14 protein-coding genes are annotated in these 15480 nt (G+C 58.5%); 4 read left to right on the forward strand and 10 right to left on the reverse strand.

Annotation, left to right across the window (positions count from 1 at the left end; translation table 11 throughout):
• Positions 1-62 precede the first annotated feature (62 nt).
• Genes AA74_RS0112315 through AA74_RS0112335 form a run of 5 tightly spaced genes read right to left on the reverse strand, consistent with a single transcriptional unit; the run spans position 63 to position 4736 of the window.
• Complete coding sequence (locus AA74_RS0112315) at positions 63-950, reverse strand: MurR/RpiR family transcriptional regulator (RefSeq protein ID WP_025912499.1); 888 nt, start codon at positions 948-950, stop codon at positions 63-65.
• Complete coding sequence (locus AA74_RS0112320; protein ID WP_025912500.1) at positions 947-1897, reverse strand: iron-siderophore ABC transporter substrate-binding protein; 951 nt, start codon at positions 1895-1897, stop codon at positions 947-949. The genes AA74_RS0112315 and AA74_RS0112320 overlap by 4 nt, the downstream gene beginning before the upstream one ends.
• Positions 1898-1906: 9 nt before the next feature.
• Positions 1907-2947, reverse strand: a complete 1041-nt coding sequence (locus tag AA74_RS0112325; protein ID WP_025912501.1) for an iron ABC transporter permease — start codon at positions 2945-2947, stop codon at positions 1907-1909.
• The gene (locus AA74_RS0112330) at positions 2944-3927 is read right to left on the reverse strand and encodes an iron ABC transporter permease (RefSeq protein ID WP_025912502.1); all 984 of its coding nucleotides are present in this window, start codon (positions 3925-3927) and stop codon (positions 2944-2946) included. The genes AA74_RS0112325 and AA74_RS0112330 overlap by 4 nt, the downstream gene beginning before the upstream one ends.
• Positions 3924-4736, reverse strand: coding sequence for an ABC transporter ATP-binding protein (locus tag AA74_RS0112335; RefSeq protein ID WP_025912503.1), 813 nt, complete (start codon positions 4734-4736; stop codon positions 3924-3926). The genes AA74_RS0112330 and AA74_RS0112335 overlap by 4 nt, the downstream gene beginning before the upstream one ends.
• A 385-nt stretch (positions 4737-5121) precedes the next feature.
• Between AA74_RS0112335 and AA74_RS0112340 the strand changes: the two genes are divergently transcribed.
• Positions 5122-7263 (forward strand): TonB-dependent siderophore receptor, encoded by a 2142-nt coding sequence (locus tag AA74_RS0112340; protein ID WP_025912504.1) that lies wholly within the window; start codon positions 5122-5124, stop codon positions 7261-7263.
• 83 nt (positions 7264-7346) lie between these two features.
• On the opposite strand, the gene parE is transcribed toward AA74_RS0112340, so the two are convergent.
• The 5 genes from parE to nudF are packed head-to-tail and all read right to left on the reverse strand — an operon-like array spanning position 7347 to position 11755.
• The gene (gene parE / locus AA74_RS0112345) at positions 7347-9239 is read right to left on the reverse strand and encodes a DNA topoisomerase IV subunit B (protein ID WP_008502977.1); all 1893 of its coding nucleotides are present in this window, start codon (positions 9237-9239) and stop codon (positions 7347-7349) included.
• 28 nt (positions 9240-9267) lie between these two features.
• Positions 9268-9849, reverse strand: a complete 582-nt coding sequence (gene yqiA / locus AA74_RS0112350; protein ID WP_008502976.1) for an esterase YqiA — start codon at positions 9847-9849, stop codon at positions 9268-9270.
• On the reverse strand, positions 9849-10676 hold the full coding sequence (gene cpdA / locus AA74_RS0112355) for a 3',5'-cyclic-AMP phosphodiesterase (protein WP_008502975.1): 828 nt from the start codon (positions 10674-10676) through the stop codon (positions 9849-9851). The genes yqiA and cpdA overlap by 1 nt, the downstream gene beginning before the upstream one ends.
• Before the next feature lie 27 nt (positions 10677-10703).
• The gene (locus AA74_RS0112360) at positions 10704-11126 is read right to left on the reverse strand and encodes a DUF1249 family protein (RefSeq protein ID WP_003862516.1); all 423 of its coding nucleotides are present in this window, start codon (positions 11124-11126) and stop codon (positions 10704-10706) included.
• Positions 11123-11755, reverse strand: coding sequence for an ADP-ribose diphosphatase (gene nudF, locus AA74_RS0112365; protein WP_025912505.1), 633 nt, complete (start codon positions 11753-11755; stop codon positions 11123-11125). The genes AA74_RS0112360 and nudF overlap by 4 nt, the downstream gene beginning before the upstream one ends.
• A gap of 204 nt (positions 11756-11959) precedes the next feature.
• Here nudF and tolC point away from each other — a divergent pair, with 204 nt between their 5' ends.
• The 3 genes from tolC (at position 11960) to AA74_RS0112385 (ending at position 15461) form a co-directional block, all read left to right on the forward strand.
• Entirely contained in the window at positions 11960-13438 is a 1479-nt protein-coding gene (gene tolC, locus AA74_RS0112370) for an outer membrane channel protein TolC (protein WP_025912506.1), read from the forward strand.
• Between the two features lie 194 nt (positions 13439-13632).
• The gene (locus AA74_RS0112380; protein WP_008502972.1) at positions 13633-14298 is read left to right on the forward strand and encodes a DUF1190 family protein; all 666 of its coding nucleotides are present in this window, start codon (positions 13633-13635) and stop codon (positions 14296-14298) included.
• A gap of 2 nt (positions 14299-14300) precedes the next feature.
• Positions 14301-15461, forward strand: coding sequence for a glutathionylspermidine synthase family protein (locus tag AA74_RS0112385; RefSeq protein WP_021242309.1), 1161 nt, complete (start codon positions 14301-14303; stop codon positions 15459-15461).
• Positions 15462-15480: the final 19 nt, after the last annotated feature.

Below are 15480 nucleotides of genomic sequence, written 5' to 3' on the forward strand. Positions count from 1 at the left end.
CCGGCCTACAAAACCTGAACCGTAGGCCCGGTAAGCGCTAGCGCCACCGGGCTTTGTTGTTTTTAGCTGCTTTTCTTCCCCGGCTTTAACCCGCGATGGAGTTCGTTGATGCGCTTCATTGACTTGATGGTGCGCTGCGGTTCGGTGGCGGCGACGGACAAAATGATCATCTCCAGACAGAGCAGCACCGTGCCGTGGAGCGGGATTTTACCCTTTTCACCGCCGCGCGGAACGTGGATCACCACGCTGGCCTCCTTACTGAAACGCGAATCAAGGGCGTTGGTCAGCAGGATGGTGGGAATGCCCAGACGTTTTGCTTCACGCAGGGTGGTTTGCCCTTCCCGGTGCGCGGATTTCTGCGCCATCATCACCAGCACGTCACCGCGCTGAAGCGCAATCAGCTGTTCGGCAAGCCCGATCCCGGTACGGTTGAGCGGCGTGGCGGGTAACCCCATACGGCTGAACAGCCTGGCAGTGTACTCGGCCAGAATGCCGGAGGCGCCAATGCCAAATATGGCAACCTGCCTTGCCTGCGCCAGCAGTGAGACCGCCTGCGCCATCGCGTAGCGGTTGTGGGGCTCGGATAACACCTCGCAGGTGTGCTGATGTCCCTCCAGCACGAAATCAATGCTCGCGTTGACGTCGCTGGCGAGCGTGTTCACCGTGGTGGACATCTTTTCGCTGGAGGTGACCACCGGGCCAAACCACTGCTCCAGCGTCTGCTTGAGATCGCGCAGCCCGGCGAACCCCAGCGCCTGTATGGCGCGGACCACCGTGGCATCCGAGGTTTTCACTACGGCGGCAATCTCCATGGCGGTCTGCTCCATCACCGCTTCGCGGTTGTCATGGATATAGCGTGCGACCTGCAGCAGACGCGGCGTCAGCTGATGCGCCCGCGCGCGAAAGCGGTCGCCATAGACATCCATGCGCCCCTTCTCTTTGCGGATCACCGTGAGGCCTCCGGCAGCGGACGCCCGGCAATCTGCGACTGCACCTGCGCGGCCATCAGCCCTAAAGACGCGAACGAATTCGAGATCGCCTCTTCACGCGAGATCAGCACATAATGCCCGGTTCGGCAGGCAGTCAGGAACTGACACCAGCCCGGCATCACCGCCTCCATCGCGGCCAGCTCGTCCTGCGGTTTACCGCCCGTATCCCCGCGCCAGGTAGCAAAGACGAAATCGGCATCCAGCTCCGGCAGGCGCTCGGCGCTGACGTCGATGCGCCCCCCTTCCGGGATGGACTCAATCAGCGGCGGGAATTTGAATCCGGCGTCGCGCAGAACGCGGCCCAGCGAGTGGTAGCTGTGCATGGCGTTGATTTTCCCCTGATTGGCCTGAATCACCGATACGGTGATTTTGCGCGTGTCGATGGTCGCCTTCAGCGCCTTGATTTGCTCCTGATATCGCCGCTCCAGAACCTTGAGCCGCGCCTGCGTTCCTGTCAGCTGAGCCAGCTTGCGGTAGATTTCCGGCGCGCCGCCGTCGAGATGATCGATGCTCACCGTCGGGGCAATTTTCGCTAATTGTTCCACCGGCGTGTTGCGGGTCGGCTCGGTAACGATCAGGTCAGGTTTGGCGGCGGCGATGGCTTCGATGTCAATATCCGCCGTGCCGATAAATTTGATATCGGAATTATCGAAGTCGACGCCGGTTAACATGCCGCTGGAGCGCAGAAAATGGCTGCCGTCCGGCCGCGTGCGGCCATGGCTCGCCACCGGCGGCACGCCAAGCTCAATCAGCGGAATGGTGATGTCCAGATCGTGTAAGGAGACAATCCGTTTCGGGTGCACCGGCACCACCACCTTGCGGTTCAGATCGTCGGTAAAGACCTGCGTCGGCTCCGCCGCGCTCACCGCGAACCCCACCAGCAACAGCATCGAAAACAGTACGCGCATCATAATCCCCTAAAATCTGTCCCGGCGCTGCCAGAGCAGCAGCAGGAAAAACGGTCCGCCAATCAATGAAATGACAATTCCCGCCGGCAGCTGCAGCGGGAGGAATGCCAGACGTCCGACGTTATCCGCCAGCAGCACCAGCAGCGCGCCCAGCACGGCGCTTCCCGTCAGGAGCGCGGTCTGACCACCGCGCAGCAGCAGGCGCGCCATATGTGGGGCAATCAGCCCCACGAAGCCAATGCTGCCCACGCAGGAGACGCAGGCCGCCGTCAGCACTACCGGGGCGAGAACCCGCAGCAGTGCCAGCCGGGTTGTGCGCACGCCAAGGCCCGCGGCGGCCTGATTGCCGAGCAGCGCCACGTCCGCTGCCCGCGCGGTAAAGAGCAGCAGCGCAAACGCGGGGGCAGCCCAGAGCGCGGCCAGCCCCACCAGCGTCCAGTTTGCCGCGTGCAGGCTGCCCGCCAGCCACAGCATCGCCGTCTGCACGTCGCGCACGTCGGCGGTGGTGATAAAAACGCCCATCGCCGCGGCAAACGCCCACGACACGCCGATGCCGATCAGAATGAACCGCGGGCGCGAGATATCGCGCGCGAGGACGATCACCAGCAGCGCGGTGAGCAGCCCACCGGCCATGCCAACCAGCGGACGCCAGGCCAGGCTCAGCGCCGGGAACTGAAAAATCAGCAGCAGTACCGCCGCGCTACAGCCCTCCTTCACGCCGATAAGCCCCGGGTCAGCCAGACCGTTGCGGGTGATGGACTGCATCGCCGCCCCCGCCATCCCGAGCATCGCGCCGCACAGCACCGCCATCAGCAGGCGCGGCAGGCGGATATCCATCACGACGTAGCGCGTCTCCGCCGTCAAAGTTTCAGGCGAAAACAGCGCCCGCCCGATGGCAGAGGCGGGAATGGGTAGAGAACCGTGCGTCAGGCCAAAGCCCAGCAGGCCTAGCGCCATCAGCGCGAAAAGCGACAGGTACGCCAGCGCCTTCGGGCGAACCAGCGCCGACAGGCGACCAACACGGATCGCGCGGAGCCCGGCCCGGTTCATTTGAACATCCTCGAGGCCATAAGGATGAACACGGGCGCGCCGACCAGGGCCGTCATGATGCCGGTTGCCAGCTCCCAGGGGGTAAACAGCGTGCGGGCAGCGATATCCGCCAGCAGCAGCACCAGCGCACCGCAGAGGGCCGACAGCGGCACCATCGCGCGTAAATCGACCGACACCAGACGGCGAATGAGCTGCGGTACCACAAGGCCGATAAAGCCAATCGGTCCGGCGAGGGAGACGGCCGCGCCGCAGAGCAGCGCGATGGCCAGCAGGGCAAGGAGGCGGGTTTTCAGCAGCGACACGCCAAGCCCCTGCGCCATTCTGTCGCCCAGCGCCAGCATGTTGAGCGAGGGCGACAGCCCGATAGCAAGAACAAAACCAGCGGCTGCAGCCCACAGGGCGCTCTGGAGCATCTGCGCGTTGATCCCGGCGATATCACCCGCCAGCCAGGTGCGCAGAGAGAGCAGCGTCTGTTCATCCAGGATTAACACCGCGGCGGTAATCGACGAGGCAAACGCCGACATCGCCACGCCGCACAGGGTGACCTTCATCGGCGTGAGCCCGGTGCGACCGGTCGAGGAGAACATCAGCACCAGCAGAAACAGCGCGGCGGCACCAGCGGCGGCAATCAGCGGGCGACCAAACGGCAGCGACAGCCCAAGTGCGCTGGCGATCACCACCGCCAGCGCTGCCCCGGCGTTGAGTCCCAGAATATGCGGCTCGCCGAGCGGGTTGCGGATCACGGACTGCAGCAGCACGCCCGCCACGCCGAGCGCGGCGCCTGTCACCATTGCGGCGCAGAGGCGCAGCAGCCGTAGTCTGATGATGATGTTATGGTCGAAATTGCGCGGTTCGAAGTGAAAGAATGCCTCCACTACCGTTCGGGGAGGGATAAACCGCGCCCCGATACCGAGATGCACAATCGCGCCCAGCGCCAGCAGCAATGTAAACATCAGGAAGGCGAGAGAAGCGCGCATCATGGCTGTTCAAGGCTCCGGCGAAACGGCATAAAGAACGGTTTGCCGGTCAAGGGGTTGATGGACATATGCACGTCCACATCAAACACCGTTTTGATCAGCTCCGGCGTGCAGGCGTCGCCTTCATGTAACACCCCCTCGACTTTTCCCTGGCGTAAAAAGACCAGGGAATCACCGTAGTTCACGGCAAAGTTAAGATCGTGCAGCACCACCACCACGGTACGCCCGTGCTGGCGGGTCAGGGCGTGCAGCAGTTCCAGGATCTCCACCTGGTAGCGAAGATCGAGGAACGTGGTGGGTTCATCCAGCAGGATATACGGCGTTTGCTGCGCCAGCGCCATGGCGATCCAGCAGCGCTGACGCTGGCCGCCGGATAAGCTTTCCACCGGCATATGGGCAAACGCTGCCGTGCCGGTCAGGCGCAGGGCCTCTTCCACCGCCAGTTCGTCCTCGTCGCTCCACTGGCGCATAACGTTTTGCCAGGGAAAGCGCCCGCGCGAGACCAGCTCAAAAACGGTTAACCCTTCCGGGAGCAGCGGGGACTGCGGGAGAATACCAAGCTGGCGGGCGACGGCTTTGGTCGGCTGCTCGTGGATCGCCTTGCCGTCGAGAACCGCCGCGCCGCCAAGCGGCTGGAGCAGCCGCGCAATGGTGCTCAACAGCGTGGATTTCCCGCAGCCGTTTGCGCCCACCAGAACGGTTATTTTCTGCTGGGGGATCGCAAGAGAGATATCATCAACGATGATTTTTTTCTGATAGCCCGCAGAGAGGTTCTCCAGAACCAGTCCCGGTTGTTTTGAGTTGTGAGCCACGTGAACGCCAACGTAATAAAAAAGCGCAACAAATATAAATAAAAATCATTCTCTTTTGAGAGTTTGACGCCACGCCATGTAGTAGTCAAGAGAAGAAACACCCTGAAAAAACCAGGGGTAACGGAGCGTTACCGTGCAGACCACAAAATTAACAAATCATTATTTTTCAATTAAATAATTCATTACCCTTGTACTTTCCCGTTGCGTTTCATGCATGTAGCCGATTTTTATCATTTTTCATTTACTACTACATTCCCGCATGATTGAATGATTCTCAATTACATGTTCGATGCCGGTTCTGGCTAACGAGCAGAGCATAAAAGGGCAATGACTCACACATTCTTCCGTGAAGGTGATTCACGGATATTTTGGGATAACAGATGTAATGGCTACGTTCACACCTTCACTCTCTGGGGTAAAAGGGCGCGCGCTCTTTTCACTGCTGTTTATGGCGCCGCTGGCCCAGGCGGCGGACACCACCGCGGCTAAAGACGGCGAAACGCTTACCGTCACTGCCGATCCAAATACGCCGGCGGAAGCCACCAACGGCTACCAGCCGCTGAACACCTCCACCGCAACGCTGACCAACATGCCGATGCTGGATATCCCGCAGGTGGTGAATACCGTCAGCGATAAAGTGCTGGAGGATCAGCACGCCACCACGCTGGATGAGGCGCTCTACAACGTTAGCAACGTGGTCCAGACGAATACCCTCGGCGGTACGCAGGATGCCTTCGTGCGCCGCGGGTTTGGCGCGAACCGGGACGGCTCGATCATGACCAACGGCCTGCGCACCGTCCTGCCGCGCAGCTTTAACGCCGCCACCGAGCGCGTGGAGGTGCTTAAAGGCCCGGCCTCAACGCTGTATGGCATTCTCGATCCGGGCGGCCTGATTAACGTCGTCACCAAACGCCCGGAGAGAACCTTCGGTGGTTCTCTGTCCGCCACCTCCTCCAGCTTTGGCGGCGGCACCGGACAGGTCGATGTGACCGGCCCGATCGACGGCACGCGTCTGGCGTATCGCCTCACGGGTGAGTATCAGGACGAGGATTACTGGCGTAATTTTGGCAACGAACGCAGCACCTTTATCGCCCCGTCGCTCACCTGGTTCGGCGATGATGCCACCGTGACCGTGCTCTATTCGCATCGCGACTATAAAACGCCGTTCGATCGCGGAACGATCTTCGATCTCAACACTAAAAAAGCCGTTGATGTCGATCGCAAAACCCGCTTTGACGAGCCGTTTAACGTGACCGATGGTCAGTCCGATCTGGCGCAGCTGAACGCGGAATACCGTCTTAACAGCCAGTGGACCGCGAAGTTCGACTACAGCTACAGCCAGGACAAATACAGCGATAACCAGGCCCGCGTGATGGCCTACGATGCAAAAACCGGCAACCTGACCCGCCGCGTGGATGCGACCCAGGGCTCGACCCAGCGCATGCACAGCACCCGCGCGGATCTGCAGGGGAATGTGGATATTGCAGGCTTTTACAATGAGATCCTAACCGGCGTGTCGTATGAGAATTACGATTTGCTGCGTACGGACATGATGCGCTGTAAGAACGTCAAAGGTTTCAACATCTACCATCCGGTTTACGGCAAACTCAACAAGTGTACAACCGTCTCCGCCGCAGACAGCGACCAGACGCTCAAACAGGAGAGTTATTCGGCCTACGCGCAGGATGCCCTGTACCTGACGGATAAGTGGATCGCCGTCGCCGGGATGCGCTATCAGTATTACACCCAGTACGCGGGTAAAGGTCGTCCGTTCAACGTCAACACCAACAGCCGCGACGAACAGTGGACGCCGAAGCTGGGGCTGGTCTATAAGCTCACGCCAGCGGTCTCGCTGTTTGCCAACTACTCGCAAACGTTTATGCCGCAGTCGTCCATTGCGAGCTACATCGGCGATCTGCCTCCGGAAACGTCGAATGCTTACGAAGTGGGCGCCAAGTTTGACCTGTTTAACGGCATTACCGCCAATATCGCGCTGTTTGATATTCACAAGCGCAACGTGCTGTACAACGAAAGCGTGGGAGGTGAAACCATCGCCAAAACGGCGGGCCGCGTGCGATCCCAGGGCGTGGAGGTGGATCTTGCCGGGTCACTGACCGAGAACACCAATATTATCGCCAGCTACGGCTATACCGACGCGAAGGTGCTGGAAGACCCGGACTACGCGGGCAAACCGCTGCCGAATGTGCCGCGCCACACCGGCTCCCTGTTCCTGACGTACGACATTCATAATGCGTTTGCCGGGAATACCCTGACGTTGGGCGGCGGCGGACACGGCGTGAGCCGTCGTTCAGCAACCAACGGCGCGGATTATTATCTGCCGGGCTATTTTGTGGCGGATGCCTTTGCGGCCTATAAGATGAAGCTGCAGTATCCGGTGACGCTGCAGGTCAACGTGAAGAACCTGTTTGATAAGACCTACTACACCTCGTCCATTGCGACCAACAACCTGGGCAACCAGATTGGCGACCCTCGCGAAGTGCAGTTTACGGTGAAGATGGAGTTTTGATGTAAAAAAGCCCGGTGGCGCTAGCGCTTACCGGGCCTACGATCCATTCCCTCTCCCTGTGGGAGAGGGTTAGGGTGAGGGCATCAAGCCTCAATATCCGCCATATCGCCTTTCTCCTGCAGCCAGTTACGACGGTCTTCCGAACGTTTTTTGGCAAGGAGCATATCCATCATGGCGTTGGTCTGCTGTTCGTCTTCATCGCTGATCGTCAGCTGCACCAGACGGCGCGTGTTCGGATCCAGCGTCGTTTCGCGCAGCTGCATCGGGTTCATCTCGCCCAGCCCTTTAAAGCGCTGCACGTTCGGCTTGCCCTTCTTGCGCTTCAGCTGTTCCAGCACGCCCGCTTTCTCTTCTTCCGTCAGGGCGTAGTAAACCTCTTTGCCGAGGTCGATACGGTACAGCGGCGGCAGCGCCACGTAGACGTGACCGTTTTTCACCAGCGTGCGGAAGTGCTTCACAAACAGCGCGCACAGCAGCGTGGCGATGTGCAGACCATCGGAGTCCGCATCCGCGAGAATGCAGATCTTGCCGTAGCGCAGCTGGCTCAGATCGTCGCTGTCCGGATCGATGCCGATCGCGACCGAGATATCGTGGACTTCCTGCGAGGCCAGCACTTCATCAGACGAGACTTCCCAGGTGTTCAGGATCTTACCCTTGAGCGGCATGATCGCCTGATATTCACGATCGCGCGCCTGCTTGGCCGACCCGCCCGCCGAGTCCCCTTCCACGAGGAACAGCTCGGTGCGGTTGAGATCCTGCGCGGTACAGTCTGCCAGCTTGCCCGGCAGCGCAGGGCCGCTGGTCAACTTTTTACGCACCACTTTTTTCGCCGCACGCAGACGACGCTGGGCGCTGGAGATGGCCATTTCAGCCAGCATTTCTGCCGCCTGAACGTTCTGGTTCAGCCACAGGGTAAACGCATCTTTCACCACGCCGGAAACGAACGCCGCACACTGGCGTGACGACAGACGTTCTTTGGTCTGACCGGCAAACTGCGGATCCTGCATCTTCACGGAGAGCACGTAGGCGCAGCGGTCCCAGATATCTTCCGCCGACAGCTTCACGCCGCGCGGCAGGATATTACGGTATTCGCAGAATTCGCGCATCGCGTCCAGCAGCCCCTGACGCAGGCCGTTGACGTGGGTCCCGCCGAGCATAGTGGGGATCAGGTTAACGTAGCTTTCGGTCAGCAGCTCGCCGCCTTCCGGCAGCCACAGCAGCGCCCAGTCCACCGCTTCGGTATCGCCGCTAAAGTTGCCGACGAACGGTTTTTCCGGCAGCGTTGGCAGGCCGTTTACCGCTTCGCACAGGTAGTCGTTCAGGCCATCGGCGTAGCACCAGGTCTGCTCGGTATTGTTAACGTGATCTTTAAAGGTGATTTCCACGCCCGGGCAAAGCACCGCTTTGGCTTTCAGCAGGTGCGTCAGGCGGGATACGGAAAAGCGCGGGCTGTCGAAGAAACTCTCGTCAGGCCAGAAGTGGACGCTTGTGCCGGTGTTGCGTTTGCCGCACGTGCCGACAACCTGCAGATCCTGCACCTTCTCGCCGTTTTCAAACGCGATGTTGTAGACCTGACCATCGCGACGGACGTTCACTTCCACGCGTTTGGACAGGGCGTTGACGACGGAAATCCCCACGCCGTGCAGGCCACCGGAGAACTGGTAGTTTTTGTTGGAGAACTTACCGCCCGCATGCAGACGACAGAGGATCAGCTCAACGGCCGGGACGCCCTCTTCCGGGTGGATATCCACCGGCATGCCGCGCCCGTCGTCAATGACTTCCAGCGACTGATCGGCATGCAGAATGACGTCAACGCGTTTGGCATGGCCCGCCAGCGCTTCGTCCACACTGTTATCAATAACTTCCTGGCCCAGATGGTTTGGGCGCGTCGTATCGGTGTACATCCCCGGGCGGCGGCGAACCGGCTCAAGCCCGGTGAGGACCTCAATGGCATCAGCGTTATAGGTTTGCGTCATGATTTAAACTAGCAATTCGCATTGATTGTCAGTGGCTGTGCAGTCCAAGAAAATCGACAATCTGGGTGAAATGATTCTCAAAGCCCGTGAAAGCATGGTTTCCGCCCTCTTCTATAGTCTGGCGGCAGGAGGCGTAATACGCCACTGCCTGGCGGTAATCCAGCACTTCATCACCCGTCTGCTGCAGCAGCCAGATGAGATCCGGCGCCTCGAGCGGGTCGACCTGCATAACTTTGAGATCGTAAATATGGCGTGACTCTAGCACATATTGCTGGCCGGTGTAGGGGTTCTCGTTTTCGCCAAGAAAGTCCCGCAGCAGCTCAAATGGCCGTACCGCCGGATTAACCACCACGGCGGGCAGCATAAAGCATTGCGAGAGCCAGGTAGCGTAATATCCCCCCAGCGATGAACCGACCACACCAAAGGTTTCGCCGCCGTGCGCAAGCACGATGGATTCCAGCATTTCCGCGGCTTCTGCCGGGTAAGGCGGCAGCTGTGGGATAATCATCTCAACGTCAGGGTGATGCTCGCTCAGCCACTGGCGAAACTGTGTCGCTTTTGCGGAGCGCGGCGAACTGTTGAATCCGTGCAGATAAAGGAGCGTAGACATCAATAGCCTTCTGAAGCGGTGTCCGGGCGGAACTGTGCGCCGGTCAAACGGCAGACTTCCGTGGTCAGCGTGCCGTCGGGATGCAGTTCCAGCCAGCGCCAGCCTGGCGCGATGGTATCCAGCGTAAAGTTGGCGCAGTGCGGCTTAAACTGAACGCAGGTCGACGGCGTCGCCAGCATGCGGCGTCCGTTCCAGTCGAGATCCTGCTCCTGGTGAATATGCCCACACAGCAGATTTTTCACCCGTGGGAACTTCGCCAGCACGCGATCCAGCGCCGCGGAGTTGCGCAGGCTGTGCTGATCGAGCCAGCTGCAGCCCGCTGGCAGAGGATGATGATGAAGCAACAGCAGCGTGTGGCGTTCAGGTTCAGCAGCCAGTTTGGTCTCCAGCCAGTCGAGCTGAAACTCACTGAGTTCACCGTGCGGGACGCCGAACACCTGGCTGTCCAGCAGGAGGATCTGCCACTGTTCACCCGCAAAAACACATTTCGCCGGAGAAATCCCCGCATCCTGGAGAGAACTGTACATTGCGGGCTGAAAATCGTGGTTACCCGGCAGCCAGACGCAGGGCGCGCTAAAGCTCGCGATGCCTTCAGCAAAATGCTGGTAGGCCGCGGAAGATTGGTCCTGCGCCAGATCGCCCGTTGCGACAATCAGATCGCATGCACGGTTTTCAGCGTGAATGGCGCTCAGTACCGCCTGATAACTCTCCCAGGTATTCACCCCCAGCAGCGTTTCATGCTTTTCGGCAAAAAGGTGGGTATCGGTGATTTGTAATATCCTGACTGGCGCCCCACCAGCAACAGTCAGGTTCAACAGGCTTTCCAAATGGTGTCCTTAGGTAGGTTTATGACGCTAACAAACCGGAATCGCCATTGCTCCATGTGCTAAACAATACCTTAGCCAGTCGGCTAAAAACTGGTTAATTTGATGCTTTTCGTCGCGTTGATGCAACTTTTTATTCGGGTAATCATACCGCGCCTTGAAGCGAAAGATCTGCTGGCTTGAACACACTTCAGCGACCATCGCGTCGTGATAGAGGCGTACCGTCATCGACGGCAGGCTCCAGTAGCTAATGCTGGGTGCCGTTTGCTCAATCTCCACCAGCGTAGTGTAGCGCGTTGATTCTGTTATCGTTAATCGATACTGCGCGTTGCTCACCTGATAGCTTACCGTTTCGCCGGGTGCGTCGTTTCTCGGCAGCAGGCGGCGCAATTGTGCGAAATTGGTTTCGCACAGGCGCATCATTTCTGGGAAGTCAGGCGTATAGCGCTTCATTTTTTCCACTCGTTTCGTAATGTCTGATAATGCAGCTGCAGCCATTGCAGGGCGATGACAGACGCTGCGTTGTCGATTTTCCCCTCTTCTACCCACTGATAAGCCTGTTCCCGGCTCACCACATGAACCCGAATATCTTCGTTTTCATCAGCCAGACCGTGAATGCCTTCTGCGGTCGTGGCGTCCACTTCGCCCACCATAATGGATAAGCGTTCGCTGGTGCCACCCGGACTCGCCAGATAGCTCAACACCGATTTGGTGCGGCCCACCACCAGCCCCGCCTCTTCCAGCGCCTCGCGCCGGGCGACGTCTTCAACCGTCTCGCCTTCTTCGATCATCCCGGCCACCATCTCCAGCAGCCACGGGCTCTCACTGACGTCATAAGCGGCGATGCGGATCTGTTCCACCAGCACGACTTCGTCACGCACTGGGTCAAAGGGTAGCAAGACTGCCGCATGCCCGCGCTCAAAAATTTCGCGTCTGATTTCGCCGCTCATTTCACCGTTAAACAGGCGATGCCTGAAACGGTAAAGATCCATTGAAAAAAAACCGCTATAAAGCGTTTCTCGTGCAATAATTTCTACATCGTTTTTGGCGAATGTCACGGGCAACTTTTCTGGTTTTTGCATGAGTCGAGTCCTGGTAGCAATGGTGATGAAATTGTGAATTTCAAGGCTGTTTGGCTGCCGTTTGTAAGGCTATATGATAGATTGGTGCAAATTACCGCCAGATGGCACGTAACGCCAACCTTTTGGTGTGGATGATTCTGTTAGAATCGGCAATTATTTTTTAATTAGATCAGCGCTAATACTGCTTCACAACAAGGAATGCAAATGAAGAAATTGCTCCCCATCCTTATCGGCCTGAGCCTGACGGGCTTCAGTGCAATGAGCCAGGCGGAAAACCTGTTACAGGTCTACCAGCAGGCACGTCTGGGCAACCCTGATTTACGTAAATCAGCGGCCGATCGTGATGCTGCGTTTGAAAAGATTAACGAAGCGCGTAGCCCCTTGCTGCCACAGTTAGGGTTAGGTGCAGATTATACCTACAGCAACGGTTTCCGCGACGCTAACGGCGTAAACTCCAATGCTACCAGTGCCTCACTGCAATTAACACAGACGCTGTTTGATATGTCCAAATGGCGTGCCCTGACCCTGCAGGAAAAAAGCGCGGGCATCCAGGATGTGACCTATCAGACCGACCAGCAGACGCTGATCCTGAATACAGCTACGGCGTACTTCAATGTGCTGAGCGCCATTGACGCGCTCTCCTACACCGAAGCGCAGAAACAGGCCATTTACCGTCAGTTAGATCAAACCACCCAGCGCTTTAACGTGGGTCTGGTGGCGATCACCGACGTGCAGAACGCCCGTTCACAGTACGACACCGTGCTGGCTAACGAAGTGACCGCGCGTAACAACCTCGACAACGCGCTGGAATCCCTGCGCCAGGTGACCGGGAACTACTATCCTGAGCTGGCCTCCCTGAACGTCGACAGCTTCAAAACGGATAAGCCGCAGGCCGTTAACGCCCTGCTGAAAGAGGCGGAAAACCGCAACCTGACGTTGCTGCAGGCGCGTCTGAACCAGGACCTGGCCCGCGAGCAAATTCGTCAGGCGCAGGACGGCCATCTGCCAACCCTGAGCCTGAGCGCCTCTACCGGCGTTTCTGACACCACCTACAGTGGCTCTAAAACCAATTCTGCCCAGTATGACGACAGCAATATGGGTCAGAACAAAGTGGGCCTGAGCTTCTCCCTGCCGCTGTATCAGGGCGGTCAGGTTAACTCCCAGGTGAAACAGGCGCAGTACAACTTTGTTGGCGCGAGCGAGCAGCTGGAAAGCGCCCATCGTAACGTGGTGCAGACCGTACGTTCATCCTTCAACAACGTGAACGCCTCAATCAGCAGCATCAACGCCTATAAACAGGCCGTTGTGTCTGCACAGAGCTCCCTGGACGCGATGGAAGCGGGTTACTCGGTCGGTACACGTACTATCGTTGACGTGCTCGACGCCACCACCACGCTGTACAACGCGAAGCAGCAGCTCTCCAGCGCGCGTTATCAGTACCTGATTAACCAGCTGAACATTAAGCAGGCTCTGGGTACGCTGAACGAGCAAGACCTGCAGATGCTGAACAGCGCACTGGGCAAGCCGGTCTCCACCTCTCCGGACAGCGTTGCACCGGAGAACCCGGAGCAGGTTGCCGCGGTTGATAACTTCAACGCTAACGGCACTCCCCCTGCTGCACAGCCTGCTGCCGCGCGCACCACAGCGCCTGCCAGCAAGGGCAACAATCCGTTCCGTAACTAAGCATTGCCCGATAGCGCTTCGCTTATCGGGCCTACTGAATCATAGGCCGGGTAAGCGCAGCGCCACCCGGCGCAAAATCCCCCTCGAACGTAAGCCAACGTAAAGATCCCCCTGATTCCGCCCCTCTTCGCTTCATTTTCAACCACTCATCCTCTATCCTGAGCGTTATTACCACTGGGTCCTGGAAGACAAACATGAAACGGACAAAAACGATCAATCACGCGTCGTTCCGCAAGAGCTGGAATGCACGTCACCTCACCCCTGTTGCGCTGGCGGTTACCGCTGTCTTTATGCTGGCAGGCTGTGAGAAAAACGATGAAACGGTTTCGCTGTATCAAAACGCGGACGACTGCTCCGCCGCCACCGGTAAAGCGGCCGAATGTAAAACGGCCTACACCAACGCGCTGAAAGAAGCGGAACGCACCGCGCCGAAATATGCCTCACGCGAAGACTGCGTAGCGGAATTTGGTGAAGGTCAGTGCCAGCAAGCACCGGCTCAGGCAGGCACGGCACCTGAAAATCAGGCACAGGCGCAGTCCAGCGGCAGCTTCTGGATGCCGCTGATGGCAGGCTACATGATGGGCCGTCTTATGGGCGGCGGTGCGGGCTACCAGCAGCAGCCGCTGTTTAGCTCGAAAAACCCGGCCAGCCCGGCTTACGGTCAATATACCGATGCCAGCGGTAAAGGCTACGGCGCAGCGACTCCGGGCCGCACCGTAACCGTACCGAAAACCGCGATGGCGCCGAAGCCTGCGACCACCAGCACCATCACCCGCGGCGGGTTCGGTGAGTCTGTGGCGAAACAGACCAGTATGCAGCGCAGTGCATCAGGCACCTCTACTCGCTCAATGGGCGGCTGATCATGGAACGAGTCAGTATTACCGAGCGCCCGGACTGGCGCGAAAAAGCCACCGAGTACGGCTTTAACTTCCACACCATGTACGGCGAGCCGTACTGGTGTGAGGACGCTTACTACAAGCTCACCCTGGCCCAGGTTGAGAAGCTGGAAGAGGTCACGGCTGAGCTGCACCAGATGTGCCTCAAGGTGGTGGAAAAAGTCATCGACAGCGACGAGCTGATGGCCAAGTTTCGCATTCCAAAGCACACCTGGAGCTTTGTCCGCCAGTCGTGGAAAACGAATCAGCCTTCGCTTTACTCTCGCCTGGATCTGGCGTGGGACGGCGTGGGTGAACCGAAGCTTTTAGAAAACAACGCCGATACGCCAACCTCCCTTTATGAAGCGGCATTCTTCCAGTGGATCTGGCTGGAAGACCAGATGAACGCCGGAAACCTGCCGGAAGGCAGCGACCAGTTCAACAGCCTGCAGGAGAAGCTGATCGAGCGCTTTGCCGAGCTGCGCGAGCAGTTTGGCTTCAACCTGCTGCATCTGGCCTGCTGCCGCGACACGGAAGAAGATCGTGGCACGGTTCAGTATCTGCAGGACTGCGCCGCCGAAGCGGAAGTGGCGACCGAGTTCCTCTATATCGAGGATATCGGCCTGGGTGAAAAAGGTCAGTTTACGGACATGCAGGATCAGGTCATCAGCAACCTGTTCAAGCTCTACCCGTGGGAGTACATGCTGCGCGAGATGTTCTCCACCAAGCTGGAAGATGCGGGCGTGCGCTGGCTGGAACCGGCCTGGAAAAGCATTATCTCCAACAAGGCCCTGCTGCCGATGCTGTGGGAGATGTTCCCGAATCACCCTAACCTACTGCCAGCGTACTTTGCGGAAGATGATTACCCGCAGATGGAGAAATACGTCGTTAAGCCGATCTTCTCCCGCGAAGGCGCTAACGTGTCGATCATCGAAAACGGTAAAACGCTGGAAGCGGTTGAAGGGCCTTACGGCGAGGAAGGGATGATCGTCCAGGCGTTCTATCAACTGCCGAAATTTGGCGACAGCTATACGCTAATTGGCAGCTGGCTCATTAACGATCAACCTGCCGGAATTGGCATTCGCGAAGATCGCGCGCTGATCACGCAGGATCTGTCGCGGTTCTACCCGCATATTTTTGTGGAGTAAGACTTGCCCGGTGGCGCTA

It is taken from the genome of Enterobacter sp. 5-4 (genome assembly GCF_000612205.1).
In the GTDB taxonomy this organism is placed as follows: Bacteria; Pseudomonadota; Gammaproteobacteria; order Enterobacterales; family Enterobacteriaceae; genus Enterobacter; species Enterobacter roggenkampii.